Annotated in this window: 19 protein-coding genes; 12 read left to right on the plus strand and 7 right to left on the minus strand. The window is 73.1% G+C overall.

Going from position 1 to position 26,252, the window contains the following annotated elements; translation table 11 throughout:
• Positions 1-53: 53 nt before the first annotated feature.
• From ACIBAG_RS34325 to ACIBAG_RS34335, 3 genes are all read left to right on the plus strand, one after another.
• Positions 54-692: a DUF3043 domain-containing protein gene (locus ACIBAG_RS34325; RefSeq protein WP_399110923.1), complete on the plus strand. Its 639-nt coding sequence runs from the start codon at positions 54-56 to the stop codon at positions 690-692.
• 83 nt (positions 693-775) lie between these two features.
• Positions 776-1,477, plus strand: a complete 702-nt coding sequence (locus ACIBAG_RS34330) for a class I SAM-dependent methyltransferase (RefSeq protein ID WP_399110605.1) — start codon at positions 776-778, stop codon at positions 1,475-1,477.
• A 68-nt stretch (positions 1,478-1,545) separates the two neighbouring features.
• A complete protein-coding gene (locus ACIBAG_RS34335; protein ID WP_399110606.1) occupies positions 1,546-2,643 on the plus strand; it encodes a S1C family serine protease in 1,098 nt (365 codons plus the stop codon).
• Between the two features lie 46 nt (positions 2,644-2,689).
• Here the strand turns inward: ACIBAG_RS34335 and ACIBAG_RS34340 are convergent, their stop codons facing one another.
• Positions 2,690-2,899 (minus strand): hypothetical protein, encoded by a 210-nt coding sequence (locus tag ACIBAG_RS34340; RefSeq protein WP_399110608.1) that lies wholly within the window; start codon positions 2,897-2,899, stop codon positions 2,690-2,692.
• Positions 2,900-3,012: 113 nt separating this feature from the next.
• On the opposite strand from ACIBAG_RS34340, the gene ACIBAG_RS34345 reads away from it, so the two are divergent.
• Entirely contained in the window at positions 3,013-4,215 is a 1,203-nt protein-coding gene (locus tag ACIBAG_RS34345; protein ID WP_399110610.1) for a bifunctional adenosylcobinamide kinase/adenosylcobinamide-phosphate guanylyltransferase, read from the plus strand.
• A gap of 42 nt (positions 4,216-4,257) precedes the next feature.
• Here the strand turns inward: ACIBAG_RS34345 and ACIBAG_RS34350 are convergent, their stop codons facing one another.
• Positions 4,258-5,076 carry a class I SAM-dependent methyltransferase gene (locus tag ACIBAG_RS34350; protein ID WP_399110611.1) on the minus strand — a complete coding sequence of 273 codons (819 nt, stop codon included), beginning with the start codon at positions 5,074-5,076 and terminating at the stop codon, positions 4,258-4,260.
• A 215-nt stretch (positions 5,077-5,291) separates the two neighbouring features.
• On the opposite strand from ACIBAG_RS34350, the gene cobT reads away from it, so the two are divergent.
• Both cobT and ACIBAG_RS34360 read left to right on the plus strand, forming a co-directional pair.
• Entirely contained in the window at positions 5,292-6,413 is a 1,122-nt protein-coding gene (gene cobT / locus ACIBAG_RS34355; protein ID WP_399110613.1) for a nicotinate-nucleotide--dimethylbenzimidazole phosphoribosyltransferase, read from the plus strand.
• A 64-nt stretch (positions 6,414-6,477) separates the two neighbouring features.
• Positions 6,478-7,230 (plus strand): hypothetical protein, encoded by a 753-nt coding sequence (locus ACIBAG_RS34360; RefSeq protein ID WP_399110614.1) that lies wholly within the window; start codon positions 6,478-6,480, stop codon positions 7,228-7,230.
• Here the strand turns inward: ACIBAG_RS34360 and ACIBAG_RS34365 are convergent.
• On the minus strand, positions 7,134-7,898 hold the full coding sequence (locus ACIBAG_RS34365) for a hypothetical protein (protein WP_399110616.1): 765 nt from the start codon (positions 7,896-7,898) through the stop codon (positions 7,134-7,136). The genes ACIBAG_RS34360 and ACIBAG_RS34365 overlap by 97 nt on opposite strands.
• Positions 7,899-7,971: 73 nt before the next feature.
• On the opposite strand from ACIBAG_RS34365, the gene ACIBAG_RS34370 reads away from it, so the two are divergent.
• Positions 7,972-8,751, plus strand: a complete 780-nt coding sequence (locus ACIBAG_RS34370) for an adenosylcobinamide-GDP ribazoletransferase (protein WP_399110925.1) — start codon at positions 7,972-7,974, stop codon at positions 8,749-8,751.
• 4 nt (positions 8,752-8,755) lie between these two features.
• Here ACIBAG_RS34370 and ACIBAG_RS34375 read toward each other — a convergent pair whose 3' ends face one another.
• The 4 genes from ACIBAG_RS34375 to ACIBAG_RS34390 all read right to left on the minus strand — a co-directional run bounded on the left by ACIBAG_RS34375 (position 8,756) and on the right by ACIBAG_RS34390 (position 14,609).
• A complete protein-coding gene (locus tag ACIBAG_RS34375) occupies positions 8,756-9,430 on the minus strand; it encodes a spherulation-specific family 4 protein (RefSeq protein ID WP_399110618.1) in 675 nt (224 codons plus the stop codon).
• Positions 9,427-10,938 (minus strand): hypothetical protein, encoded by a 1,512-nt coding sequence (locus tag ACIBAG_RS34380; protein ID WP_399110619.1) that lies wholly within the window; start codon positions 10,936-10,938, stop codon positions 9,427-9,429. The genes ACIBAG_RS34375 and ACIBAG_RS34380 overlap by 4 nt, the downstream gene beginning before the upstream one ends.
• A complete protein-coding gene (gene pelF, locus ACIBAG_RS34385; RefSeq protein WP_399110621.1) occupies positions 10,935-12,458 on the minus strand; it encodes a GT4 family glycosyltransferase PelF in 1,524 nt (507 codons plus the stop codon). Before pelF ends, ACIBAG_RS34380 begins: the two co-directional genes overlap by 4 nt.
• 102 nt (positions 12,459-12,560) lie before the next feature.
• The gene (locus ACIBAG_RS34390; protein ID WP_399110623.1) at positions 12,561-14,609 is read right to left on the minus strand and encodes a hypothetical protein; all 2,049 of its coding nucleotides are present in this window, start codon (positions 14,607-14,609) and stop codon (positions 12,561-12,563) included.
• 368 nt (positions 14,610-14,977) lie between these two features.
• On the opposite strand from ACIBAG_RS34390, the gene ACIBAG_RS34395 reads away from it, so the two are divergent.
• The 5 genes from ACIBAG_RS34395 to ACIBAG_RS34415 all read left to right on the plus strand — a co-directional run bounded on the left by ACIBAG_RS34395 (position 14,978) and on the right by ACIBAG_RS34415 (position 26,246).
• Entirely contained in the window at positions 14,978-16,513 is a 1,536-nt protein-coding gene (locus ACIBAG_RS34395; RefSeq protein WP_399110624.1) for a leucyl aminopeptidase, read from the plus strand.
• Between the two features lie 243 nt (positions 16,514-16,756).
• Positions 16,757-18,145, plus strand: a complete 1,389-nt coding sequence (lpdA, locus tag ACIBAG_RS34400; RefSeq protein WP_399110626.1) for a dihydrolipoyl dehydrogenase — start codon at positions 16,757-16,759, stop codon at positions 18,143-18,145.
• 59 nt (positions 18,146-18,204) lie between these two features.
• Positions 18,205-20,037 (plus strand): 2-oxoglutarate dehydrogenase, E2 component, dihydrolipoamide succinyltransferase, encoded by a 1,833-nt coding sequence (sucB, locus tag ACIBAG_RS34405; RefSeq protein ID WP_399110627.1) that lies wholly within the window; start codon positions 18,205-18,207, stop codon positions 20,035-20,037.
• Between the two features lie 293 nt (positions 20,038-20,330).
• Entirely contained in the window at positions 20,331-20,963 is a 633-nt protein-coding gene (locus ACIBAG_RS34410; protein WP_399110629.1) for a GntR family transcriptional regulator, read from the plus strand.
• A gap of 192 nt (positions 20,964-21,155) precedes the next feature.
• On the plus strand, positions 21,156-26,246 hold the full coding sequence (locus ACIBAG_RS34415) for an HAD-IC family P-type ATPase (RefSeq protein WP_399110631.1): 5,091 nt from the start codon (positions 21,156-21,158) through the stop codon (positions 26,244-26,246).
• Positions 26,247-26,252: the final 6 nt, after the last annotated feature.

Raw genomic sequence — 26,252 nt, forward strand, 5'->3', positions numbered from 1 at the left:
GTCCCCTCTGTCCCCGTACGACGACTGGTGTTGCCGGATCGTTCCCGGCCGGGCTGGGGTCCAACCCCCGGCACCCCGTACCCTTGGGTTTTGTGTTCCGTAGCCGTGCCAAGGATGAGAAGGCCCAGGCCGCCGACAAGGCGCCGGTGACCGACTCCAATGAGACCCGTCACCCCGAGGCCCCGAAGGGCCGCCCCACGCCCAAGCGCAGTGAGGCCCAGTCGCAGCGTCGGAGCGTGGCCAACACGTCGATGACGCGCAAGGACGCCGCCAAGCGGCAGCGCGAGGAGCGCCGGGCCGCCCTGGAGCGGCAGCGCCAGGCGCTGGCCGGGGGTGACGAGCGGTATCTGCCCGCCCGTGACAAGGGCCCGGTCCGCAAGTTCGCGCGCGACTTCGTCGACTCGCGGTTCAACATCGCGGAGTTCTTCCTGCCGATGGCCGTGGTCATCCTCGTGCTGAGCATGGTCCAGGTGCCGGCGCTGCAGAACATCGCGCTGCTGCTGTGGCTCGTCGTGATCGTGCTGATCGTGCTCGACTCGTTCGTCACCGGCTTCCGCCTGAAGAAGCGGCTGGCCGAGCGCCACCCCGACGAGAACAGGCGCGGCGCCGTCGCCTACGCGCTGATGCGCTCCCTCCAGATGCGCCGGCTCCGGCTGCCGAAGCCGCAGGTCAAGCGCGGAGAGCGGCCCTGAGCACTGCTGCTTTCTCCGGGGGTGCGGCCGACGCTTGGCTGAGCAGGCTGGGCGGGCTGCGTGATGTCGTACGACAGGAGCTGGTGGCCCGGCAGCTCGACGAGCAGATAGCCGGGCGGTTCCCGGTCGGGCAGCGGCTGCGGGTGCTCGACGTGGGGATGGGCCAGGGCACGCAGGCGCTGCGGCTGGCCCGCGCCGGGCACCAGGTGACCGGTGTGGAGCAGGACCCGAAGATGATCGCGGCGGCCCGCGAGGAGCTCGCCGGCGAGCCCGAGGGGATCCGGGAGCGGGTCCGCATCGTCCAGGGGGACGGACGCGACACGGGCGTCCACTTTCTGCCGGGCAGCTTCGACGTCGTGCTGTGCCACGGCGTGCTGATGTACATCGAGGAGCCCGACCCGCTGCTGGCCGGGCTGGCCAGGATGCTCGCCCCGGGCGGCCTGCTGTCGCTGCTCGTGCGCAACGGCGACGCGCTGGCCATGCGGCCGGGTCTTGCCGGGGACTGGACCGGGGCGCTGGCCGCCTTCGACACCACCCACTACCGCAACCGGCTGGGGCTCGACGTACGCGCGGACCGGCTGACCGACCTCACCTCGACGCTCGCGGGCATCGGGGCACCGCTGCACGCCTGGTACGGCGTGCGGGTGTTCACGGACACGGCGGCCGACGGGGCGGAGATCCCGGCGGACGTCGAGGCGTTGCTGGCGGTCGAGGAGCGGGCCGGGAAGACGGATCCGTATCGGAGCGTCGCGGCGCTGCTGCATCTGTGCGGGGTGCGCGGCTGAGCCCGTGCTGAGCTCGTTCGGGTGAGCAGCACAGGCCGGACCAGGGGCCGCGCGGCGAGACTCGGGGCATGGTTGCTCGCCGTTTCCGTGCCCAGCGGCCGGCCGTCGCGGTCGCCGTCCTCGTCTGCTGTCCCGGTGTCCTCGCGGGGTGTTCCGACTCCCCGTCCGCAGCCGGGCAGCGCGAGAAGGAAGCCTCGACCAGGCAGGCCGCGCAGGCCGCCGTACCGAAGGCGGTCACGGCGGTCGACGACCTCCAGAACGGCTACCTGGAGGTGATCAAGGACGTACTGCCGTCGGTCGTGCAGATCCAGGCCAGGAACGATCTGGGATCCGGCGTGGTCTACGACGACCAGGGCCATGTCGTCACCAACGCGCATGTCGTCGGCGACGAGCGGACCTTCCGGGTGACGACCGCCAACAGCGAGGACGCGCTCACCGCCAGGCTGGTGTCCTCGTATCCGCAGCAGGACCTCGCCGTCATCAAGCTGGACCGGATGCCGAAGGGGCTCAGGGCGGCGCAGTTCGGGGACTCGTCGAAGGTCGAGGTCGGTCAGATCGTGCTGGCCATGGGCTCACCGCTCGGGCTGTCGTCGAGCGTGACCCAGGGCATCGTCTCGGCGACCGGACGGACCGTCACCGAGGGCAGTACTCAGGGCGGTACGGGCGCGACGATCGCCAACATGGTGCAGACGTCGGCCGCCATCAATCCCGGCAACAGCGGCGGCGCCCTGGTGAACCTCGACAGCCGGGTCATCGGCATCCCGACCCTCGCCGCCACCGACCCCTCCGTCGGCGAAGGCGCGGCGCCCGGCATCGGGTTCGCGATCCCGGCGTCGACGGTGACGACGATCGCCGACCAGATCATCGAGGACGGCAGGGTCACCGAGTCGGGCCGGGCGGCGCTCGGCATCACGGGCCGTACGGTCGTGAACGACGACTACCAGGCCGCGGGCGTGGCCGTCGTGGAGGTGCAGTCGGGCGGGGCGGCTGACCAGGCCGGGCTGGAGCCGGGGGACGTCATCACCAAGCTCGGTGACACGGACATCACGACGATCACGTCACTCGCCGAGGCGCTGGCCGCGGAGAAGCCGGGTGACCGGACGACGGTGACCTTCCGGCGCGACGGCAGTGAGAAGACGGTGGATGTGACGCTGGGTGAGCACTGACGGCAGCGGGCGGGCGAGGGCCGAACGACCCTCGCCCGTACCGTTGCTACGCCTCGGCGTGCAGGCTCATCGGCCCGTAGATCTCCGTGGTGTCCTCGAAGAGCCGCACCTGGTCCGCGCCGCCCTCCAGCAGGGCCTTCCAGTGCTCGCCGATCCAGGACTCGGCGTCCCCCTGGGTGGTGAACTCCTCGGGCTGCACCGCGGGCTGGACCTCCGCCCCGTCGGTCTTCTCGAACCGCCACGTCCATGCCGCCATGTACGCCTCCAAGGTGTCAGCACGTGCAGAGCAGGAGCCGGATCTTGGTCCGGCTGCTGCTCTGAGCCTAGTCGGATGGGCGGCACCTGCGCAGACAGGCGAAAATCAGCACCGTGGAACTGACTCTCCTTGGCACCGGTGCCCCCGCGGGACTCCCCCGCCCCGACTGTCCGTGTGCCGCCTGTGCGGGCGCGCTCGGTGATGACGCGCGGGCTGCCACCGCCGTGCTCCTGGACGGGGCCCTGCTGCTCGATCTGACGCCCGGGGCGGCGTTCGCGGCGGCTCGGGCGGGGCGTTCGCTGGCGGGTGTGCGGCAGGTGTTGCTGTCGCATCCGCACGACGGGCCCGCCGTCGAGGTGCCCGCGGGGGTGCCGCAGCCCGGGCGGGTGCCGGACGGGCGGGAGTTGGCGCTGCTGACGGGGCATCGGGTGCGGGCGGTGGCGATGGACACACCGGGCACGGGGTACTCGGTGACCGGGCCGGACGGGCAGCGGCTGCTGTATCTGCCGCCGGGGGGTGCGCCGGCCGGGCTGGAGGAGGGGGCCGTCGGGATGTACGACATGGTCGTCGCCGATGTCGTGGGGCGGCCGGACGCCCTGGCCAAGTTGCGGGCGGTGGGCGCGGTCGGGCCGACGACCGATGTCATCGCCGTACACCTGGACCATGACGTTCCGCCGGGCGCCGAGTTGCGGCGGCGGCTGGCCGCGGCGGGGGCGCGGGCGGTGCCGGACGGGGCGACGCTGGTGGTGGGGGCGTACGAGGACGTGCCGGACGTGCCGCGGCGGACCCTGGTGCTGGGCGGGGCCCGGTCCGGGAAGTCGGTGGAGGCGGAGCGGCGGCTCGAGGCCTTTCCGGACGTGCTGTACGTGGCGACCGGGGGCGCCCGGGGCGGGGACACCGAGTGGGCGGAGCGGGTCGCCGCGCACCGGGAGCGGCGGCCGGGGTCATGGCGTACGGCCGAGACGTGCGATCTGGTGCCGGTTCTCTCCGAGGGCGGGGCACCCGTGCTGATCGACTGTCTGTCCTTGTGGCTGACGGACGCCATGGACTCGGTCGGGGCGTGGGATGACGCGGTGTGGGCGGATGGTGGGGAGCGGGCACTGCGGGATCGCGTGCGCGAGCTGACGGCGGCGGTGCGGGGGACCCGGCGGACCGTCGTCGCGGTATCCAATGAGGTGGGGTCGGGGATTGTGCCGGCTACGGCTTCGGGGCGGCGGTACCGGGACGAGTTGGGGCGGCTGAACGCGGCGTTCGCCTCGGAGTGCGAGCAGGTGGTGTTGGTGGTGGCGGGGCAAGCGGTCGTACTGCGCGGATGAGTGGCGGCCGAGGGCACCCGGAATCCACCGGCCGTTCAGGACTCAGGCCCCCGCGGTCGGCTCCTTGCGGGCGATGACCCGGTACCCGTTCGACAGGGGGGTGCGGCGCAGCACCGGGGCCAGGAGCAGGTCGATCGTCCAGGCCGCGGCCACCAACGGCGTGCCCAGCAGGGCCAGTACCGGGCCCAGGAGGAGGTTCAGGAACAGGGCTGTCGTGGCCGCGAGGTCGTACGGGACGTGTGGGGTGCGGCGGTCCGTCGTGATGATCGTGCAGCCCTGGGAGCGCAGTTCCTCGTGGAGGGTGCGCAGGGGCATCAGGTGCAGATGGCCGTGGCGGCTCTGCGGGATCCAGCAGCTGCCGAACAGCAGGGCGAACGCGCTGCGCGGGTTGGGGAGTTCGAGGATGAGGTGGCCGCCCGGGCGCAGGACCGCGAGGGCGGCGCGGATCTCCGCGCGGGGGTCGGGGGCGTGTTCCAGGTGGCGGAGCATGCTGACGATGTCGTAGCGGGTGCGCAGGCGGGCCGTGACACGGGGGTCGGTCAGACGGCCGACGTGGGCCTCCTCGATCCGTTCGGCCACACGCGCGTGCAGCACGCTGGAGGTGGGGTCCAGGCCGTCGAACGCCGTGTACGGGAAGAGCTCCTTCGCCACCTCCGGGAAGCGGGCGTCGCCCGTGCCGACGTCCAGCCAGCTCTCCGGCTCGGGGAAGGGCAGCGCCGCGCGGGCCGCCGCTCTGAGCCGGCCGGGCGACGCCCGCCGTACGACCTTCAGGAAACGGGGGGCGTAGCTGTGGTCCCGGCAGGCGGCGAGGGTGAACGGGCAGTCGGCGCGGCGTCGTTCGGTGGGTGCGGTCGCGGTCATGGCGGCTCCCGGGCGCGAAGGGCGTATGGCGGGGGCGTACGGCGGCGTACGGCGGAAGTGCCGCGAGCATGCCCCGACAATCCACTGCAAAACGGAACGTATGGGATGGCGATCTTGGGTGCAACGACGCCGTGCGGATGTGGCGGGGACGCGGCGGAGCCCGTGGTGGCCATGTGGCGCCGTTCTGTTCGACCGGTGCCGGTACTGTTCGGCGAATGAGCTCGCTTAATCTCGACGACTTCAGTGATCTGATCGAGCGCCCCGACGGTGGGGTGCGCCGTGACGCCGAGGCGCGCCGTGAACGTCAGATCGTGCCGCCCGGGGCACTGGGCCGCCTCGACGACCTGGGTGAGTGGCTGGCGGCGGCGCAGTCGGCCGTACCGGTACGGCCGATCGAGCAGCCGCGGGTCGTACTGTTCGCCGGCGACCACGGCGTCGCCGAACTGGGCGTGTCGGCGCGGCCGGCGGGCGGCGCCGGGGAGTTGGTGCGGGAGATCCTCGAGGGCGGCCGGCCCGTGTCCGTGCTCGCGCGGCGGCTCGGGGTTCCGGTGCGGGTCGTCGACATGGCGCTGGACTGCGATCCGGAGTCCCTGCCGGAGGCGGTCGTACGGCACCGGGTGCGGCGCGGCAGCGGCCGTATCGACATCGAGGACGCGGTGACGCCGGCCGAGGCGGAGGCCGCCTTCCGGGCCGGCGTCGCGGTGGCCGACGAGGAGGCCGACTCCGGTACGGATCTGGTGGTGCTCGGCGATGTGAGCGTCGGCGGGACGACCGCGGCCGGGGTGCTGGTCGCGGCGCTGTGCGGGACCGACGCCTCGGTGGTCACCGGGCGGGGCGGGCTGGCCATCGACGACCTCGCGTGGATGCGCAAGTGCGCGGCGATCCGGGACGCGCTGCGCCGGGCGCGGCCCGTGCTCGGGGACCAGTTGCAGTTGCTCGCGACGGTGGGCGGGGCCGACCTCGCCGCGATCACGGGGTTCCTGCTGCAGAGCGCGGTGCGGAAGATGCCGGTCGTGCTGGACGGCGTCGTGGTCGCCGCGTGTGCGCTGGTGGGGCAGCGGATCGCGTTCCGGGCGCCGGACTGGTGGCTGGCCGCGCACAGCAGCGGGGAGCCGGGGCAGGCGAAGGCACTGGACCGGATGGCACTGGAGCCCCTGCTCGACCACGGGGTGAAGGTCGGCGAGGGGGCCGGGGGCCTGCTGGCCCTGCCCATGGTGCAGGCCGCGGCGGCGCTGGCGGCGGAGCTGCCGGAGCGGCCGAAGGAGTCGGAGAAGCCGGAGGAGTCGGAGAAGCCGGAGGAGTCGGAGAAGCCGGAGGAACTGCCGGAGGCCGAGTAGCGAGTAGCGAGCACGGGGTTGAATCGGGCGGTTCATGGCAAATATGGGCATATGATCCGCACTCGTGAGAGCTGACACCCTCGGCCGCTGGGCCCGTGCGGAGTGGGGGGCGTTGTACGTCGCCGTGCGGGGGCCGTTGCTGGACCGCCGATGGCGGGCCGCCCCGATGACCCTCGCGGCCGTGTGTCTGACCGGGATCACGCAGGTCGTGCAGAACCAGTCCTGGGGGTATCGGCCGGTACAGAACCTCGGGGCCGTCCGCGCCGAGGACCCCCTCTGGCCGGCCCTCCTGCGCACCCCGCTGTCGCTGTTCGTGCCCGCCCTCGACCTGCCGGTCTGGGGCGCGCTGGCCCAGATCCTGGTCGTCTTCGGGATCGCCGAGCTGTGTCTGGGCTGGTGGCGGACCCTCGTCGTCGCGTACGTCGCCACCCTCGCCGGCACCCTGTACGCGCGCGTGGGCATCGCGCTCGGCCCGGACAACCCGATCGGGCTGCCCGCCTCGGACGCGCGGGTCGTGGACACGGGACCGTCGGCGGCCGTGGTGGGGCTGGCCGTGTTCCTCGGGTGGCGCTACGGCGCGTACGTCACGGCCGGTGCGGTGATCGTGGCGATGGTGGTCGAGGTGGCGCTGAAGGAGAACCTCGCCGGGAAGGAGCACCTGGCCGCGATCGCGGCGGTGCTGGTGCTGTGCGCCGTGGGCGAGCCGCGCCGACGCCGACGTCAGCGGCGGTCGACGCCGTTGCCGGCGCCCGCGTCGGGCTTGCCGCCCAGCCATTCCTCCAGGGCCCGGCGCGGGCGCACCCAGCGCCGGTCGTGACGGTAGGCCCGCAGGGCGGCCTTGGCGCGGGCGCGCGGGCGGCGGCCGTAGAAGCGCCGCGCCCACGGGGAGTTGGGGCGGGCCAGGCGGATGGCGCCGACCAGGGCGATCACCGGCACGATCACGCCGAAGATCGCGATCCGGGCCTTTCCCTTGCTGAGCGCGACGAGGGAGAACAGGAAGCTCACGGCGACGTTGAACAGGACGGTGCCGCGGCCCTGGGTCTCGTCCGGGTCGAGGTCGTTGACGCCCAGCGGCGAGAAGCCCACGAGCAGCAGGCCCCCCATGGCCGCCGTGAGGACGACCACCTCCACGCTCTTGCGGCCCTCCTCGCTCCAGTACACGTCGTCGAGGTGCAGGATCAGCGCGAACTCGTCGAGGACCAGCCCCGCGCCCATGCCGAAGATCACCGCGAAGACGGCGGCACCGAAGCCGTACCGGCTGCTGGACACCGCGCCGAAGCCGCCGAAGACGGTGAGGACGACACCGGGGACCACGTGGTGGACGTGGACGGCGCCGGTCTCGATGTTGCGGAAGGGGCCCTTGCCCGCGCGGATGAGGCGGGTGATGAGGCGGGTCACGAGGAAGGTGACGACGAAGGCGGTCAAGGCCAACAGAAGGGGAAGTTTGCCCGGTTCGATGACATTTCGTTCCAGCCAGTGGCCCATGGGGTCAGTGTCTGCGGGGCGGGGGTGGGTCGCCTCGCGGGTGAGGCGTCCGGGCTAGTCTGCGGGCGTGTCCATGACGTCACCGCCCCTGCACGGTCTCCGCTTCGCCTTCGGCACCCTGAGTGTGCTGCCCGTGAAGGTGAGCCGGTGGGACCGGGAGGCCGCGCGGGGCGGGATGCTCTGCGCGCCGCTCGTCGGGGTGGTGCTCGGCGGGTGCGCCGGACTTCTCGGGCTCGTACTCCTCCTCCTCGGCGCCGGTCCGCTCCTCGCCGCCGTCGCCGCGGCCGCGGTTCCCGCCGTACTGACCCGGGGACTGCATCTCGACGGGCTCGCCGACACCGCCGACGGGCTCGGCAGCGGCAAGCCCGCCGAGGACGCGTTGCGGATCATGAAGCAGTCGGACATCGGGCCGTTCGGCGTCATCACGCTGGTGTTCGTGCTGCTCGCGCAGGTGGCCGCCCTCGCCCGGATCTACGACGGCTCGTGGGCCCGGGGCGCCCTCGCCGCCGTCGTCTCGGCCGCCGCCGCCCGGCTCGCCCTCACCCTCGCCGCACGCACCGGCGTGCCCGCCGCGCGGCCGGACGGGCTCGGTGCCGCCGTGGCCGGGGTCGTGACGGTACGGGGCGCGGCGGCCGTCGCCCTGGCCGTGACCTGCGTCGCCGCAGCGGCAGGCGCGCTGTTCGGGACGCACGACATCGCCCGCACCGCCCTCGCGGTCCTCGCCGCACTGGCCGCCGCCGAGCTCCTTCTGAGGCACTGCATCCGCCGCTTCGGCGGCGTCACCGGCGACGTATTCGGCGGTCTCGCGGAGACAGCGGCGACGACCGCGCTCGTGGTGCTGTCACTGGGCTGAGCCGTCACGGGGCCGACCCGAGCCGCAGCGCGTGCGGCAACGTGCCCCACGGATGATCGCCCACGCCCGGCACCGCACAGTGCAGCGAGGCCCCGCGTGCGCGCGCCAGCTCCGCGAGGCCGGCGTCGGGCGGGACGCCGTACACCAGATGGCACAGGCGCACCCCACCGCCGCCGCGCCACTGCTGGGGGGCGAGGCGGGTGTACGTCGCCCAGGTGCCCTCGAAGGTGACCAGGACGTCCGCGATCCTGGCGTACGACGGGTGCGGTGTCGTGCCGTGGTTCAGGACGAGCGTGCCGCAGCCGGCGCCCCAGGCCGCCGTCGCGAGCCGCTGGTAGTAGGCGAACTCCTCAGGCCCCGAGGCGACCTGGTCGAGGAAGACGCCGTCCGCGCCGTACCAGTCGCGGTGCCGTGCGACGTCGCGTACGACGTCGGCGGTCGGCCTGCGGCCGTAGTCGGTGTCGGCGTAGCCGAGCACCCGCACTCCCCCAGAGGGGGGACCCCCAGCTCCGCGAAGCCTGGCCGCGACCTCCGTGAACGCCGGGTCGGGCGCCTCGCCGGGGCCGCTGGCCGGGTTCAGTACGACGCCGTAGAGGCGGGGCGCCGCCGCGATGATCGCGGCCCATTCGGCGGGGCGGACGGACGGGTGCTCGTAGTAGGGGATCAGCAGGTCGGTCATCGGTGGGCGGTCGCTCTCCCCAGCAGGGCGCAGACCAGGGCGGCTTGAGCCGCCGCGGCCGTCGCGTGGACGGTCAGGCCGATCCAGTGCGGGCTGCCCGAGTGGGTCACCAGGGCGACCGTCTGGGCGAGTGCCGCCGCGCAGCAGATCGCCGCCGCGCCGAGCACCGCGCCGAAGGACTGGAGCAGCAGGCCGGTCCACAGGACCACGCCCAGCAGGAGCAGTCCGGCGAGACGGACGCCCGCGATGCCCGGGGCGTGCGGCCACAGTGCGGAGGTGGCGAGGCTGAGGGCGAGCAGGGCGACGAGGTAGGCGGCGAGGCACTTCCCGACGGTGAGTACCGTCGTCCGCCAGAACGCTCGCGCTGTGCTGCTGGAGCGCAGGCCGGCCAGGCTGCCGCTGCGGAAGCGGTACAGCAGCCATTCGGCGGGGCCCATGCTGAGCGTCAGGGCCACTGCGGCCGGGGCGGCGACGGCGCTGTGCTGGTCGCCGGTGAGGACGTCTCCTAGGGCCGCGTAGAGGACGAGGACGCCGGTGGCCAAGCCGAAGAGGGCGTAGGGAAAGGACGCGGAGAGACGGGGGCCCATTGCCGTTTGACGGCTGCGGGTACGTTGTGGCTGGTCGCGCCCACGCGGCGGTAGCCGCATATCCAATACAGCCCCGCGCCCCTGAAGAGGCGCGACCTCACGCAGGCCCAGGATGGCGACCACCGCCAGTGAACCCAGCAGAAGAACGAGCCGTGCGGCGTCCGGCACCGGATGGACCAGCGCCAGCACCGCGCCCGCCGTCATCGGCAGCAACGCGGCGAGCAGGGCCCGTTCGCGGCCCATCACCAGTAGGGCGGTGGCCGCACCCAGATAGATCGACTGACCGGCCGCGAATGCTACGCCAACCGGGTGGGCAGCACCTGCGACGGCCAAGGCCACCAGGGCGCCGAGCAGTGCACCTATTGGTGCTCCCAGGAGCAGGGATCGGCGGGCGGCCGATCGATCGCCCAACCCCAGCCACGAGTACGCCCGATGGGCCAGCCCCTGGTTCCACGTCCAGCCGACCAGGGCGCCCGCCAGCAGCGGGACCGTGCCCGCCGGGAGGCCGAAATCGTCGCTCGGGCCCACCAGCAGCGGGGCGCCGAGGACATAGCCGAGGCCGGGGAGGGCGAAGACCACGCCGCGCAGGAGGCAACCCAGCAGGCCCACCTGCCAGGGGTCGTGGACCGGGCCGTCGGGCTCGGGGTAGCGGCGCTCTACCCGCTCGTAGAGCTCCTCGGCGAGGGCGAAGGAGTTCTTGACGCCGTAGCGCTCGCGTATCTGGTCGTCCGACAGGCCGTCGGACTCCAGCAGAGCGGCGATCTCGTCCGGGTGGACGGCGGCGGCTATGAAGTCGTCGAGACGTTCGGCGAGTTCGTCGATGGGCTCGGGCCGCGCCCAGCTGGGCTTGGTGCGCTGGCGCGGGATCGCGGGCAGGGTGTCGGGGCGGGAGCCGGGCGGCATCCAGATGCTTCCGCTCACCAGCCGGTTCCGTCCGTCGCGACCTTCTCGTACCAGGGGTCGCGCAGTTCGAGGGTCCAGTCGGCGACCGTTTCGAGCGTGGGCTCGTAGACCTCGGGGCTGCCCGCGAGCTCCTGGTAGATCGTCCGGAAATTGTCCACGGAGCGGCGGAGTGTGAAGCGGTCGATCACCCGCTGACGGGACAACTCGCCCAGGTTCCGGCGCCGTTCGTCGTCGCGGAGCAGGGTCAGGGCGGCGGCCGCCATCTTCTCCGGCTCGCGCGGAGGGACCACGAGTCCCGTGTCGCCGACTGCCTCGCGCACTCCCCCGACGTCCGTCGACACCGTCGTACGGCCGCAGGACATGGCCTCGATGATGGAGAACGGGAAGCCCTCGGAGATGGACGACAGCATGACGAGGTGGCCGGCGGCGTAGGCGCGCCAGACCTCGCTGATCCGGCCCTCGAAGGTCAGGCCGTCCGTCACGCCGAGCTCGGCGGCCAGCTTCTCCAGCTTGGTGCGGTAGGCCTCACCGCCCGGCGGGACCGGGCCGAACAGGCGCAGGCGGGTCTCCGGGAGTTCGGCGCGGACCATGGCGTACGCGCGCAGCAGGGTCTCCAGGTCCTTGATGGGGTCGACGCGGCCGCACCAGGTGAGGGTGGGGATCTCGGGCTCGGGGCCGGCGTGCGGGAAGGCGTGCGGGTCGACGCCGTTGTAGACGGTGCGGATCTTGTCGGCGTCGGCGCCGCCGCGCTCCTCCCAGCGGCGGTTGTACTGGTTGCAGGGTGTGATCAGGTCGGCTGTCCGGTAGCCGTGGGAGTTCAGTTCGCGGTAGAAGCCGAGCATGAACGCCTTCACGGGCCAGCGCTGGGCGTCGCTGCGGTAGCCGAGATAGCGCTCGCGCAGATAGATGCCGTGCTCGGTGAGGAGGAACGGCACGCCGTCCAGCCTGCGTGCGGCCAGCGCCGGGAGCGTGGCGAGGCCGCTGCTCACGGCGTGGGCGACCGAGTCCTCGGGGATGCGGACCCCGAGCGGGCGCAGGGCGTGTTCCAGCAGGTCGGTGGCGGTCAGGGCGTCGTGCACGGTCGGGCGGGCGGCCGCGGTGGGCAGATGCGGCATCGTCCAGATCCACATCAGCGACCGCAGCGCGGATTCCGTGCGCAGCGCCGCCGACAGGCGGCCGTCGCGGGCGAGTTCGGCCAGCTCGTCCAGGGCGTCACCGAAGTCGCAGTGCGCCTCCGGGTCGAGGAAGGAGAGCAGGAAACGCTCGTAGGAGTCGGTGAAACGGCGCCGGGCCCGGCCGTACGGCGCGCGGCCCCGCCCCGGACGCGGGCCCCAGGTCGGTACCGAGGTGTGCCGGTAGACGTTCGGCGGCAGCTCCCAGGTGACGGGTTCGCGGCCGGTTCCGGTGAGCGAGACGATGTGGAAGTCGACCTCCGGCATGCCCTTGACGAGCTGGTCGCACCAGGTGCTGACCCCGCCGTGGACGTGCGGGTAGGTGCCTTCGGTAAGCATGCTGACATGACGGCCAGTGCGCATCATGCGAGTTCCCCCCTGTGGAGCAAAGATGGTGCTGCGGCTCGGAGGCGCACCCCGGCGGGTCGGTCGTGTGGTGTGCCGGGGTGCACCTGCCGTCCGGCTGCGCTATGACGGCAGATTCAGCTTGAGAGCCGTCTGCAGCAGCCCCGGCGTGGTCCAGGCCGAGCGCTCTCCCGCGTACGGCGTGCCGAACGCGGTGGTGCCGATGAGGAGTTGCTTGGTGGTCCCTTCGGGTGCGGTCACCGGGATCTGGGTCCCGGACGGGGCGGTGACGGTGACGGCGTCGCCGATGCGGTACGCCGTGACGGAGCCGTTCGCGAGGGCGGTCTGCCAGGCGGCGCGGCGCTGCAGTTCGGTGCCGATGGCGCTCTGTGCGAGGTTCTGCACCGGGGTGTTGTCGGCGAAGAGCGACCGGTAGTCGGCGAGGACCTTCTCCAGGACGGGGTACAGCGTCCGGTCCTCGGCCAGGTTGGACTGGTGGGCGTAGTGCGGGCGCGGGTCGCCGGAGACGACGTGGCCGAGGGCGGTGCGGGCCTCTTGCGGGACGATGTGGGAGTCGTAGCCGGTGGCCGGGTCCAGCGGGTCGTCGAGGCAGGTGGAGGCCGGGTTGGTCTCGCAGACGCCGCTGCCGCCGTCGTCGGTGGACGTGTAGATCCAGTTGTACTCGTCGACCATCTCGGCCTCGGTGCCGACGTTGTAGTACACGTTCATCGGATGCCGGGGCACGGTCAGCGCGGCGCCGACCGAACGCTGGGCGGGCTCACGGGAGTTGTCCGAGGCGACCCACTTGACGCCGTTGTCGGCGAGGGCGCCGGCGAGGCCCGGGTTGTCGTCGGGCTGCTGCGGCAGGGTCTTCAGGCCCGAGTGCTCCCCGGTCACGAGTTCCGCGCGGTCGAGCGGGAGGCCCTTGGCGACGCCCCAGTCGTGGTTGTCGCGGATCTGGGCCGAGATGTCCGAGCGGCTCATGTACCGCGTCGAGCCGTCGGAGTTCTTCGCGCAGCTCCACGGGACGGTCGAGGTGTCCTGCACACAGCCGAGGAACGGGTGCGTGTAGGTGTGGTTGATCCAGCGGTACTGCGCCTTGTCCGCGAGCAGTCGGTCGGTGAGGGCGTCGGTGCCGCCGTTCTCGCTCTTCCACTCCTCGCCGGAACCGGCGTTGTAGACCATGTCGAGCGTGAACCCGTGCTCGCGCTGCCACTGGGCGGCGTACACCGCGTCCTGCGCCGTCATACGGATCGGCGTGGTCCCCTCGCCGTCACCGCCCGCGCAGTCGAAGTCGCCGGGCGTGCAGTTGCGCTCGGTGTCCCAGCGGCTGTCGGGCGCGAAGACGTCGTCGACATGCACGGCAAAATAGTTGCGCGCCTGGCCCAGGTGCACGCCCTGGGTCAGCCACTCGACGATGCCGCGGGCAAGGACCCGGAACTGCTGCTGGTACTGGTTGTAGGCGAAGGTCACCACCAGTTCGCGGCGCCCGTCGTGCCGGTACTCGCCGATCAGGCTGCCGCGGCCGGAGCCGGCGGGCACGGGGATGTCGACGTAGCTGGTGAAGCCGGTGCGGGGGCGGGCGACGTAGCCGTAGCTCTCCTGTACGGACGTGTCGTTGTCCTCGAAGGTGAAGGCGCCGTCGAGATAGCCGAAATACCCCGCCTTGCCGGCGTCGGTGACGGCGGCCGACCGCCCGTCGAGGGCGCCGGCCCAGCCGCCCTCGCTGGTGTAGTCGAGGCCGACGCCCGGGTGGGCCCAGGTGTAGGCGTCGACCTGGGGGATGCCGTAGGTGCGCTCGTAGGTCTCCAGCGCGGTCTGCTCGGCGGAACCCGCGCCGAAGGGGGCCTCGCCGGGCAGGACGACGCCCTGGTACTTGGCCCGGGGCGTGCCGTTCACCGTGTCGCTGAGGAACGCCTGCGTGATGGCCGGGCGGTTCGCGTCGTTCAGGTCGACGGTGGTGTACGGGATTCCGGTGCTCTTCAGCTGGGCGGTGATGGCCCGGACGGGGCTGTCGCCGTTGTCCACGACGAGCACCTTGAGATCGATGCGCGGCTCCTCGGCGGCCGCGGCGCCCGGGGCCGCCGTCAGGCCCACGGTCAGCAGGCTCGCGGCCGTCAAGCCGGCGACGCCGATTCTGCGGTTTCTCCATCTGCGCGCACTCTGCGCCATTGATCGCCCCTTCCCCCCAGAAGATCCCCTCGCGGCCCCGCGTGACAAATCAGCGGAGGATCCGTGGAAATCATGCAAAGCGGCAAGCCGACGGCTCACCGGAACCAGACGAGTGTGACTCAGCTCACCGAGGTCAGGGATCAAGAAATGGCCACGACGCCACTGCCAGGTGAACGCCCGTAGGAATGAGCGAACGCTCACACGAGCGTAGGCTCAGTCCGAGTGTTCGCCGCACCGGGGAAGGCCCCGCTGACACCGCACCCACTGACACCGCAGCCGCAGGTCGGAACTAGGGTCGGCCGTCGGGCCCGGTCGACCCACACCATTCGGCCATCGCAACTTCACATCGGAAGCGAGATTTCACCACCGTGACTGCTCTCACTCTCAGCACCGCCGCGGCGCCCGGCCTGCGGGCCGACGCAATCGTGATCGGTGTCGCCAAGGGCGCAGGGGGCCCCGTCGTCGCACCGGGCGCCGAGGCCGTGGACAAGGCGTACGACGGCAAGCTCGCCGGCGTCCTGGAGACCCTCGGTGCCTCCGGTGCCGAGGGCGAGGTGACGAAGCTCCCCGCCCCCGCCGGCTTCAAGGCCCCGCTCGTGGTGGCGGTGGGCCTGGGGGCGCAGCCCGAGGACGACAAGGACGGGGCGTACGAGGGGGAGGTACTGCGCAAGGCCGCCGGTGTCGCGGCCCGCGCCCTCGCCGGCTCCAGGAAGGCCGCGTTCGCGCTGCCGCTGGGCGACGCCGGTGACGTGGGCGCCGTCGCCGAGGGCGTGCTGCTCGGTGCGTACGCCTTCGACGCCTACAAGGCGAACGGCAAGAACGCGAAGGACAAGAAGAACGGCAAGGCCCCCCTCGCCGAGGCCGCGCTGCTCGGCGGCAAGCCGCGCGACAAGGAGCACAAGGCGGCGATCGAGCGCGCCACCGCCGTCTCCGAGGAGCTCAACCGCGCCCGCGACCTGATCAACACCCCGCCGAACGACCTCAACCCGGAGTCCTTCGCCGCGATCGCCTCGGCGGTGGCCAAGGAGCACGGCATCAAGGTGCAGGTGCTCGACGAGAAGGCGCTGACCAAGGGCGGCTACGGCGGCATCCTCGGCGTCGGCTCCGGGTCGGCCGCGGGCCCGCGCCTGGTGAAGCTGACGTACACGAACTCCAAGGCGGACAAGCACCTCGCCTTCGTCGGCAAGGGCATCACCTACGACTCGGGCGGCATCTCGCTGAAGCCGGCCGGGCACAACGAGACGATGAAGTGCGACATGAGCGGCGCGGCCGCCGTGTTCGCCGCCGTGGTCGCCGCCGCGCGGCTCGGCCTCGAGGTGAACGTCACCGGCTGGCTGGCGCTCGCCGAGAACATGCCGTCGGGGTCCGCGGTGCGTCCCGGTGACGTGCTGCGCATGTACAGCGGCAAGACCGTGGAGGTGCTGAACACCGACGCGGAGGGCCGGCTCGTGCTGGCGGACGCGCTGTGGGCGGCGTCGCAGGAGACGCCGGACGCGATCATCGACGTGGCGACGCTGACCGGCGCCATGGTGCTGGCGCTCGGCAACCGCACGTTCGGTGTGATGGCCAACGACGACGCGTTCCGCTCGGCGATCGTGGAGGCGGCCGAGGAGGTCGGGGAGGCGTCCTGGCCGATGCCGCTGCCGGAGCACCTGCGCAAGGGAATGGATTCTCCTACCGCCGACATCGCCAACATGGGCGAGCGGATGGGCGGCGGGCTGGTCGCCGGGCTCTTCCTGAAGGAGTTCGTGGGTGAGGGGATCACCTGGGCGCACCTGGACATCGCGGGGCCCGCGTTCAACGAGGGTGGTCCCTTCGGGTACACGCCGAAGGGCGGTACGGGGTCGGGTGTGCGGACCCTGGTCCGGCTCGCCGAGCTGACGGCCTCCGGCGACCTGGGCTGATGTCGTTCTGAGTGAAAGGGCTCCGCGCGCGGGTAGAGCGGAGCCCCTTCTTCCGTGCGCGCTCAGCTGAACGTGGGACGTCTCACACACCGGCCCGGCGTCTCGTTCGGTGTGGACAAGTGCGAAGATGGGGCTCGGCAGGACAGGGCCCCCACCACAGGGCCGAAGAAAGAGCGGCCGGACACCAGCCGCCGACCGGTCACTGGAGACCGGCGTACGGCGCACATGCATGGAGGACGTGACGTGGCGAACGACGCCAGCACCGTTTTCGACCTAGTGATCCTCGGCGGTGGTAGTGGCGGTTACGCCGCGGCCCTGCGCGGGGCGCAGCTGGGCCTGGACGTCGCCCTGATCGAGAAGGACAAGGTCGGCGGCACCTGCCTGCACCGGGGTTGCATCCCCACCAAGGCCCTGCTGCACGCGGGCGAGGTCGCCGACCAGGCCCGCGAGAGCGAGCAGTTCGGTGTGAAGGCCACTTTCGAGGGCATCGACATCGCCGGGGTCCACAAGTACAAGGACGGCGTGATCGCCGGCCTGTACAAGGGCCTGCAGGGTCTCGTCGCCTCCCGCAAGGTGACGTACATCGAGGGTGAGGGCCGGCTGTCCTCCCCCACCTCCGTCGACGTGAACGGTCAGCGCGTCCAGGGCCGCCACGTCCTGCTGGCGACCGGCTCCGTGCCGAAGTCGCTGCCGGGCCTGGAGATCGACGGCAACCGCATCATCTCCTCGGACCACGCCCTCGTCCTGGACCGCGTGCCGAAGTCCGCGATCATCCTGGGCGGCGGCGTCATCGGCGTCGAGTTCGCCTCCGCCTGGAAGTCCTTCGGTGCGGACGTCACGGTCATCGAGGGCCTGAAGCACCTCGTCCCGGTCGAGGACGAGAACAGCTCGAAGCTCCTCGAGCGCGCCTTCCGCAAGCGCGGGATCAAGTTCAACCTGGGCACCTTCTTCCAGAAGGCCGAGTACACCGCCGACGGCGTCAAGGTCACCCTCGCCGACGGCAAGGAGTTCGAGGCCGAGATCCTGCTCGTCGCCGTCGGCCGCGGCCCCGTCTCCGCCGGCCTCGGCTACGAGGAGCAGGGCGTCGCGATGGACCGCGGCTACGTCCTGGTCGACGAGTACATGCGCACCAACATCCCGACCGTCTCCGCCGTCGGTGACCTCGTCCCGACCCTCCAGCTCGCGCACGTCGGCTTCGCCGAGGGCATCCTGGTGGCGGAGCGTCTGGCCGGTCTGAAGACCGTTCCGATCGACTACGACGGTGTCCCGCGGGTGACGTACTGCCACCCGGAGGTCGCCTCCGTCGGTATCACCGAGGCCAAGGCCAAGGAGATCTACGGCGCGGACAAGGTCGTCGCTCTGAAGTACAACCTGGCGGGCAACGGCAAGAGCAAGATCCTGAACACCGCGGGCGAGATCAAGCTCGTCCAGGTCAAGGACGGCGCCGTGGTCGGCGTCCACATGGTCGGCGACCGCATGGGCGAGCAGGTCGGCGAGGCCCAGCTGATCTACAACTGGGAGGCCCTGCCGGCCGAGGTCGCCCAGCTCATCCACGCCCACCCGACGCAGAACGAGGCGCTCGGCGAGGCCCACCTGGCCCTGGCGGGCAAGCCGCTGCACTCGCACGACTGACCCTCGGTCGACGAAGCGACGACTCAGACTTCCGCAATTCGTAAGGAGCAACCGAAACCATGGCGGTTTCCGTAACCCTTCCGGCGCTCGGCGAGAGCGTCACCGAGGGCACTGTCACCCGCTGGCTGAAGGCCGAGGGTGAGCGCGTCGAGGCCGACGAGCCGCTGCTCGAGGTCTCCACCGACAAGGTCGACACCGAGATCCCCTCCCCCGCCGCCGGCGTCCTGGCCTCCATCAAGGTCGCCGAGGACGAGACGGTCGAGGTCGGCGCCGAGCTGGCCCTGATCGACGACGGCACCGGTGCGCCGGCTGCCGCTCCGGCCCCGGCCGCCGAGCCCGCGCCCGCCGCGGCTCCCGAGCCGGCTCCGCAGGCCACCCCGTCCACCGAGCAGGCCGCTCCCGCTCCGGCCCCGACCGCCGAGGCCGCTGCCGGCGCCGGTACGGCCGAGGGCACGGACGTGGTCCTGCCCGCGCTCGGCGAGTCCGTCACCGAGGGCACCGTCACCCGCTGGCTGAAGTCGGTCGGTGACAGCGTCGAGGCCGACGAGCCGCTGCTCGAGGTCTCCACCGACAAGGTCGACACCGAGATCCCGGCCCCCGCGTCCGGCACCCTGCTGGAGATCGTGGTCGGCGAGGACGAGACGGCCGAGGTCGGCGCCAAGCTGGCCGTCATCGGCGTCGCGGGTGCCGCTCCGGCGGCCGCCCCGGCCCCGGCGGCTCCGGCCCCCGCGGCCCCGGCCGCCCCCGCGGCTCCGGCCGCCCCTGCGGCTCCGGCCGCTCCGGCGCCCGCCCCCGCCGCTCCGGCCGCGCCCGCCGCTGCCGCCCCGGCTCCGGTCGCCCCGGCTCCGGTCGCCCCGGCGGCCCCGGCTCCCGCGCCGGCCGCTCCGGCCCCGGTCACCCCGGCTCCGGCCGCTCCGGCTCCGGCCGCCGCCCAGCCGACCGACGAGGGCGCCTACGTCACCCCGCTGGTGCGCAAGCTCGCCGCCGAGAACGGCGTCGACCTGGCCACCGTCAAGGGCACCGGCGTCGGCGGCCGTATCCGCAAGCAGGACGTCATCGCCGCCGCCGAGGCCGCGAAGGCCGCCGCCGCTGCTCCGGCCCCCGCCGCCTCAGCTGTGACTGCCGCAGGCCATGCCGCCGCCAAGAAGGCCCCGGCGCTGGAGGTCTCTCCCCTGCGCGGCCAGACCGTCAAGATGCCGCGCATCCGCAAGGTCATCGGCGACAACATGGTCAAGGCGCTGCACGAGCAGGCGCAGCTGTCCTCGGTCGTCGAGGTCGACGTCACCCGCCTGATGCGCCTGCGCGCCCAGGCCAAGGACTCCTTCGCCGCGCGCGAGGGCGTCAAGCTCTCCCCGATGCCGTTCTTCGTGAAGGCGGCGGCCCAGGCGCTGAAGGCCCACCCGGTCATCAACGCCAAGATCAACGAGGCCGAGGGCACGATCACCTACTTCGACTCCGAGAACATCGGTATCGCGGTGGACTCGGAGAAGGGCCTGATGACCCCGGTCATCAAGGGTGCGGGCGACCTGAACATCGCCGGCATCGCCAAGGCCACGGCCGACCTGGCCGGCAAGGTCCGTGCCAACAAGATCACCCCGGACGAGCTGTCCGGCGCGACCTTCACCATCTCCAACACCGGTTCGCGTGGCGCGCTGTTCGACACGATCATCGTGCCGCCGGGCCAGGTCGCGATCCTCGGCATCGGCGCCACGGTCAAGCGCCCGGCCGTCATCGAGACGGCGGAGGGCACGGTCATCGGCGTCCGCGACATGACCTACCTGACCCTCTCCTACGACCACCGCCTGGTGGACGGCGCCGACGCGGCCCGTTACCTGACGGCGGTCAAGGCGATCCTGGAGGCGGGCGAGTTCGAGGTCGAGCTCGGCCTGTAAGCAGCTGGGTTTCTTGCCTGTACGACGCCCCGTCCGGAGCTGATCCGGACGGGGCGTCGGCTATGTAGCCGGGGATAACTGCAATGCCCTCTCAGGGGCGCGGGGAACTGCGCGACCAGCCACAACCCACACGCAGTCGCCCGACAACAGTCCGAACCGAGCTCATAGGCGCACGGCCCCAGCCAAACGCCGTGTAAGTCTCGTCTCACCTGCACCAAAGCACGCTCGTCGGCTCACCCAGCGGAGCGCCCCGGCCGTATTGTCTAAACGTCAACGCGCCCTAAGGAGCCCTCATGACCGCCCCCGTCATCCACTCGCTGCGCGAACAGATCCGCGAGCACATCCTGGAGGGGATCATCAGCGGTCGCTGGCAGCCGGGCGAGCGAATCGTGGAGCGGCGGATCGCCACCGAGCTGGAGGTCAGCCAGACCCCCGTACGCGAGGCCCTGCGCGAGCTGGAGTCCCTGCGCCTCATCGAGTCCGCGCCCAACAAGGGTGTACGCGTGCGGAATCTGTCCGCCGCCGACCTGGAGGAGAGCTACCCGGTCCGGGCCGGCCTGGAGGCCATCGCCGCCGAACTCGCGGCCGACCGCCTCGCGGAGGACTGCTCCGCCCTGGAGCCCCACGTGACCGCCCTCTACGAGGCCGACCGCAACTCCGACGGCACCGCCCAGGTACGGCACACGGTCGCCTTCCACCGCGAGTTGGTGCGCGCGGCGGGCAACTCCGTGCTGCTGCACACCTGGGAGGGCCTCGGCATCGAGGTGTTCACGGCGCTGTCGATCCGCTGGCTGGGGACCGTGCAGCAGTCCTACGCGGAGGAGCACGAGGAGCTGGTGGCCGCGTTCCGGCGCCGGGATCCGAGGATCGCCGAGATCGTGAAGGCCCATGTGCTCGGGTGCGCGCCCCGGCACGAAGGCGAGTAAAGGCGAATAGGCGGGGCTGAGGGCGCTCGTCCGCCCGGCCCAGCCCGCGCCGTCGTAACGAGCGCGGCCGTGGTGACGTATCGATACTGGTGGGAGCCGTGTCTCCCGTGAGGCGGCGCCCACGACACCCTCGCCGATGGTGGAGGCCGCGTGATCCGGCCACAGCTCTCTTCCGTGCTTCCCAGATCCGTTTTGCCCGCATCCCTGCTGCCCGCATCCCTGCTGCCCGCATCCCTGCTGCCCGCGTCCGTCGTGCCCTCGACGCTGACCGCCGTGTCCGCGACGGTGTCGGCGGTGCGGTCCGTGGCGCACGGGCTGGGCGGCGCCGTGCCAGGGGCGCTGTCGGTGATCGGGGCGTTGCTGGGGCCCCGTACCCGCGGCGTCTGGCGGACGCCCGGTGGTGTGCAGGTCGGGCTCCGGCGGTTGGGACGGCCCGGTACGGTCGCCGCGGCCCGCGAACTGGAGGCGGCCCTGCGCCAGGTGCCGGGTGTGGGCCGGGCCGAGGTGAACGGCACGCTGGGCTGCGTGTACGTCGGCTGCGGGCCGAAGGCCGACCTCGACACCGTCACCGGCCTCGTCGCGGCCGCCGACGACGCTGCCGGGCAGAGGGCGGGGCGTGCGGACGTCCGGCGTGAGGGGGCGCAGGGCGGGGACACAGGACGCCGGGCGGCGCGGGAAGAGGACGCCGACCGCACACCGGCCGAGGACGACGGCACGTCCCCCGCGCCGGCGCCCACACCGGACCCGGACCCGACGCCGGATGACGGCACCCCGCGCACAGGGCCGCAAGGTGAGAGCGGGCAGCGCGAGGCGGGGGCGGATCGAGCGCGGTCCTCGGTCGGCTATCCAGGGGACTCGCGGGCGCAGGCCGGCGCGGCCGTCCGGCTCGGCGCGGGCCTGCTGGCGGTGGGCGTGGCGTCGGTGGGTGACCTGCTCAGGCTGCGGGGCCTGCATCCGCTGGTGATGTCGGTGGTCCAGTTCGCGGAGTCCACGCCGCCGCTGCGCGAGGGCGTCGCCCGCCGAATCGGCGAACCGGCGACGGAGCGCTGCTTCGCCGTGGCGAACCTGGTGCTGACGACGCTGACCTTCCGGCCGCTGGGCACCATGGTGAACGCCGCGCTGGCCGCCGCCCGGTACACCGAGGTACGGGCACGGCGCGAGGCGTGGGCGGGCTGGGCGCGCCGGCTGGCGGTGCACGAGGGGACGTACCGCCATGACGCGGTGCCGGCCTACGAGCGGCCCGCGCCGCTGCGGCCGGGCCCGGGTGACCGGTACGCGAACGTCGCGGCACCGGTGTCGCTCGCGGCGTACGGGCTGACGTCGGTCGGCACGCTCAGCCATGACCGGGGGCTGGCGCTGCTGATCGCGGGAACGCCGCGCGGTCCCCACAACGCCCGGGAGTCGTTCGCGTCCTCGGTGGGCCGGGCCCTGTCCGACCGTGGCGCGCTGGTGCTGCGTCCCGAGGTGCTGCGCCGGCTGGACCGGATCGACACCGTTGTCCTGGACGCCCGCGTCCTGGCCGGCGGCGACTGGACGGTCGAGGGTGTCCTGCGGCTGCCTCCGCCGGGGCAGGGCGGGCTGGACGGCTTCCCCGAGGACGCGCGAGGTCAGGGCACCTCGGCGAACGGAGGGCCTGAGGGGGCCTTGGGGGAGCGAGGGCCCGGGGACCGGCCGGAGGGCGGTGGGCCCCACGGCATCCCGGAGGCCAGGGGAACGGGCAGCGTCCAGGACGGGGCCGGGCTTGCGGCCGGCGTCCCTGCGAGCAGAGGTCCCGAGGGCGGTGCCGTTGCGGGCCGGCGGGAAGGGGGCGAGCCGGGGGCCGAGGGGCGCGAGTCGGGCCCCCGTAGCGGGGTTTCGGGGGACGGCGGGCCGGACGACGACGAGATCCACGTACGGATCCATGAGCTGATCGAGGCGGACGGCCCGCCCGGCGGTCGGCGCCGGCCCGGGGTCGCCCCCGCACCCGGGCGGCGGGACGGCTGGGAGCTGCGGCCGTACGGCGACACCGCCCCGGACGGCTCCCCGAACCACGGCGTCGTGCCCGAGGACACGGACGCGCAGGCGCGGCGGTGGGCCGAGCAGGGGGCGCGGGTCGTGCTCGTGCTGCGGGAGGGCACGCCGGTCGCCGTGGCCGCTATGGTTCCCCAACTGCACCCGCTGGCCCACCACTTGGTGCGCGCCGCGCAGGAGTGCGGCCGGGTACGGCTGGTGGGCGGCCCGCCCGGACTGCACCTGCGGTTCGGGCTGGAGGAGGCCGTGCCCACCGGGCACCGGCGCACCGCCGCTCTGGTCCGCTCGCTGCAGGCGCAGGGGCACGGGGTCGCCGTGGTCTCGGCACGGACCCGGCGCGCGCTGGTCCGCGCGGACCTGGGCATCGGGTCCATCTCGGACCCCCGGCACGTGCCGTGGGACGCGGATGTCGCCGCCCCGCCCGATGTCGTCCACCTGCTGCTGACGGCCCTTCCGGAGGCGCGGCGGATCGGCCGGCTGTGCGCCCGGCTGGAGGCGGTCGGCGCGGTGGCGGGCTCCGCTCTCGCGCTGCTCGTGCCCCGTCCCCGGGCCTGGGCGCGGGCCAGGCTGGTGGCCGACGGGGTGACCGTCGCCGGGGTCGCGGCGGGCTTCTGGGCGGGGTGGCGGCTGCACGGCCGACCGGCCCCGGCGGCCACCGAGCGCACGCCCTGGCACGCGATGGCGGTACGTCAGGTGATGTCGCGGCTCGCCACCTCCTCCCGTGGGCTGGACGCGGCCGAGGCCGCGCGGCGCCGGCAGTTCGAGGGCCGTGACCGGCACGACGGCGCCGTCACCCTGATCGGCCGGGTCGCGGAGGAGCTGGCCAATCCGCTCACACCGATCCTGGCGGTCGGCGGCGGTATCTCGGCGGCCCTCGGCTCGGTGCTGGACGCCGTGCTGATCGGCGGGGTGCTCGGCGTCGACGCGCTCGTGGGCGGGGTGCAGCAACAGCAGGCCGACAACGCGGCCGAACGGCTCGTGGAGGCCACCTCGGTACGGGTGCGGGTGCTCAGGCCGGGGCGGGCGGAGCCGGTGGAGGCGGCCGGCGAGCATCTGGTGCGCGGCGACGTGATCGAGCTGCGAGCCGGGGACTCGGTCCCGGCGGACTGCCGGGTGGTGCGGGCGCAGGGCCTGGAGATGGACGAGTCCAGCCTCACCGGAGAGTCGCTGCCCGTCGTGAAGAGCGCGGCGCCGACCGCGGCCCGGGCGGTCGCGGACCGTACCTCGATGCTGTACGGGGGCACGACGGTGGCGGCCGGTCATGCGCTCGGCGTGGTCGTCGCGACCGGAACCGCCACCGAGGCGGGCGGCGCGGGCGAGGCGGGCCCGGACGGGGCGCCGCCGGAGAGCGGGGTGGAGCGGCGGCTGAAGGCGCTGGGCCACTGGTTCCTGCCGCTGTCCGTCGCCGCGGGCGTCGTCCTGTTCGCCGTCGACGTGCTGCGCAGACGGCCGGTGGGCGGCGCCCTGGGGTCCGCGGTCAGCCTGTGTGTGGCGGCCGTACCGGAGGGGCTGCCGTTCGTGGCCACGGTGGCGGAGCTGGCGGCGGCCCGTCGGCTGTCCACGCGCGACACGCTGGTGCGCAGCGCCTCCACCATCGAGGCGCTGGGCCGCACCGACGTGCTGTGCTTCGACAAGACCGGCACGCTCACCGAGGGCCGGATCAGCCTCCAGCAGGTCTCCGACGGCCTGGAGCGCGGCGCGCCCGACCGGCTCACTCCGGCGCTGCGCCGGGTCGTCGCCACGGCCGCGCTCGCGGGTCCCCCCGGTACGGCGGCGGACCTCACCCATCCCACCGACCGGGCCATCGCGACCGGCGCCGAACTGCTCGGCGCCGCCCCGGCCCGGGCCGCCGGGCTCGGCACGGACACCTGGGAGCGGCTGGCCGAGCTGCCGTTCGAGCCGGGGCGCGGCTACCACGCCGTGCTGGGGCGGTCCGACAGCGAGACGCGGATCGTCGTCAAGGGGGCGCCGGAGGTCGTACTGGCCCGCTGTGACCGGGTCCGCCGGGCGGACGCCGCCGAGCCGTTCGACGAGCGGCTGCGTGCGGAGGCGGAGGCCGAGGTCGACCGGCTGGCCCGGCGTGGCCTCAGGGTGCTCGCGGTCGCCGAGCGCGTCCTGCCCGAGGGCGCGCCGCAGGACGACACCGGTCTCGACGACGGCGTCGACGGGCTGTGCCTGCTCGGCCTGCTGGGCCTCGCGGACCCGGTGCGGGCCACCGCCGCCGAGAGCGTGGACCGGTTGTCGCGGGCCGGGGTGCGCATCGTCATGGTCACCGGGGACCACCCGAGCACGGCCGCCGCGATCGCCCGGGAGCTGCGCCCCGAGGAGGAGCCGCGTCTGATGACGGGGGCGGAGCTGGACGCCCTCGATGACGCGGAGCTGGCCAGGACGCTGCCGGACATCACGGTGTTCGCCCGGACCACCCCGGCGCACAAGGTCCGTATCGTCACCGCGCTGCGCGCCGCCGGCCGGATCGTCGCCGTCACCGGCGACGGTGCCAACGACGCGCCCGCCATCCGGATCGCCGACGTCGGTATCGCCCTGGGTTCACGGGCCACGCCGGCCGCCCGCGCCGCCGCCGACGTGGTCGTCACCGACGACCGGATCGAGACCATCGTCGACGCGTTCGTCGAGGGCCGGGCCATGTGGGCGTCGGTGCGCAAGGCGCTGGGCATCCTGCTCGGCGGCAACCTCGGGGAGATCGCGTTCACCCTGGCGACCACGCTGCTCACCGGGCGCAGCGCGCTGAACGCCCGCCAACTGCTCCTGGTCAACCTGCTCACCGACATGCTGCCCGCCATGGCCATCGCCGCCCGGCCGCCCGCCGCGCACCGCGACCAGCTGCTCGCGGAGGGCCCGGAGGCCTCCCTGGGCAAGGCCCTGACCCGGCACATCCGGTTGCGTGCCACCGTTACGGCGGTGGCGGCGGCCCTCGCCTGGATCGCCGCCCGGGCGACCGGCACCCGGGCGCACGCCGACACCGTCTCGCTGGTCGCCCTGGTGACGTCCCAGTTGTTCCAGACGCTCCAGGACGCCGGCCGTGATCCGGTGGTGGCCGCCGCCGTGGTGGGCTCCCTGGGGGTGCTGGGCGTGGTCGTGACCGTGCCGGGACTCAGCCACTTCTTCGGCAGCCGGCCGCTCGGACCGGTGGGCTGGACGATCGCGCTGGCCACGGCGGCGGGGTCGGTCCTGGTGCCCGCGGCGGCCGGGGGCGCCGTCGACGCGCTGGGGAAAGTTCACCCGCAGTACACCCGGGTGCCGCCTGCCGGATGACATCGG

It is taken from the genome of Streptomyces sp. NPDC051243 (genome assembly GCF_044455405.1).
Taxonomy (GTDB): Bacteria; Actinomycetota; Actinomycetes; order Streptomycetales; family Streptomycetaceae; genus Streptomyces.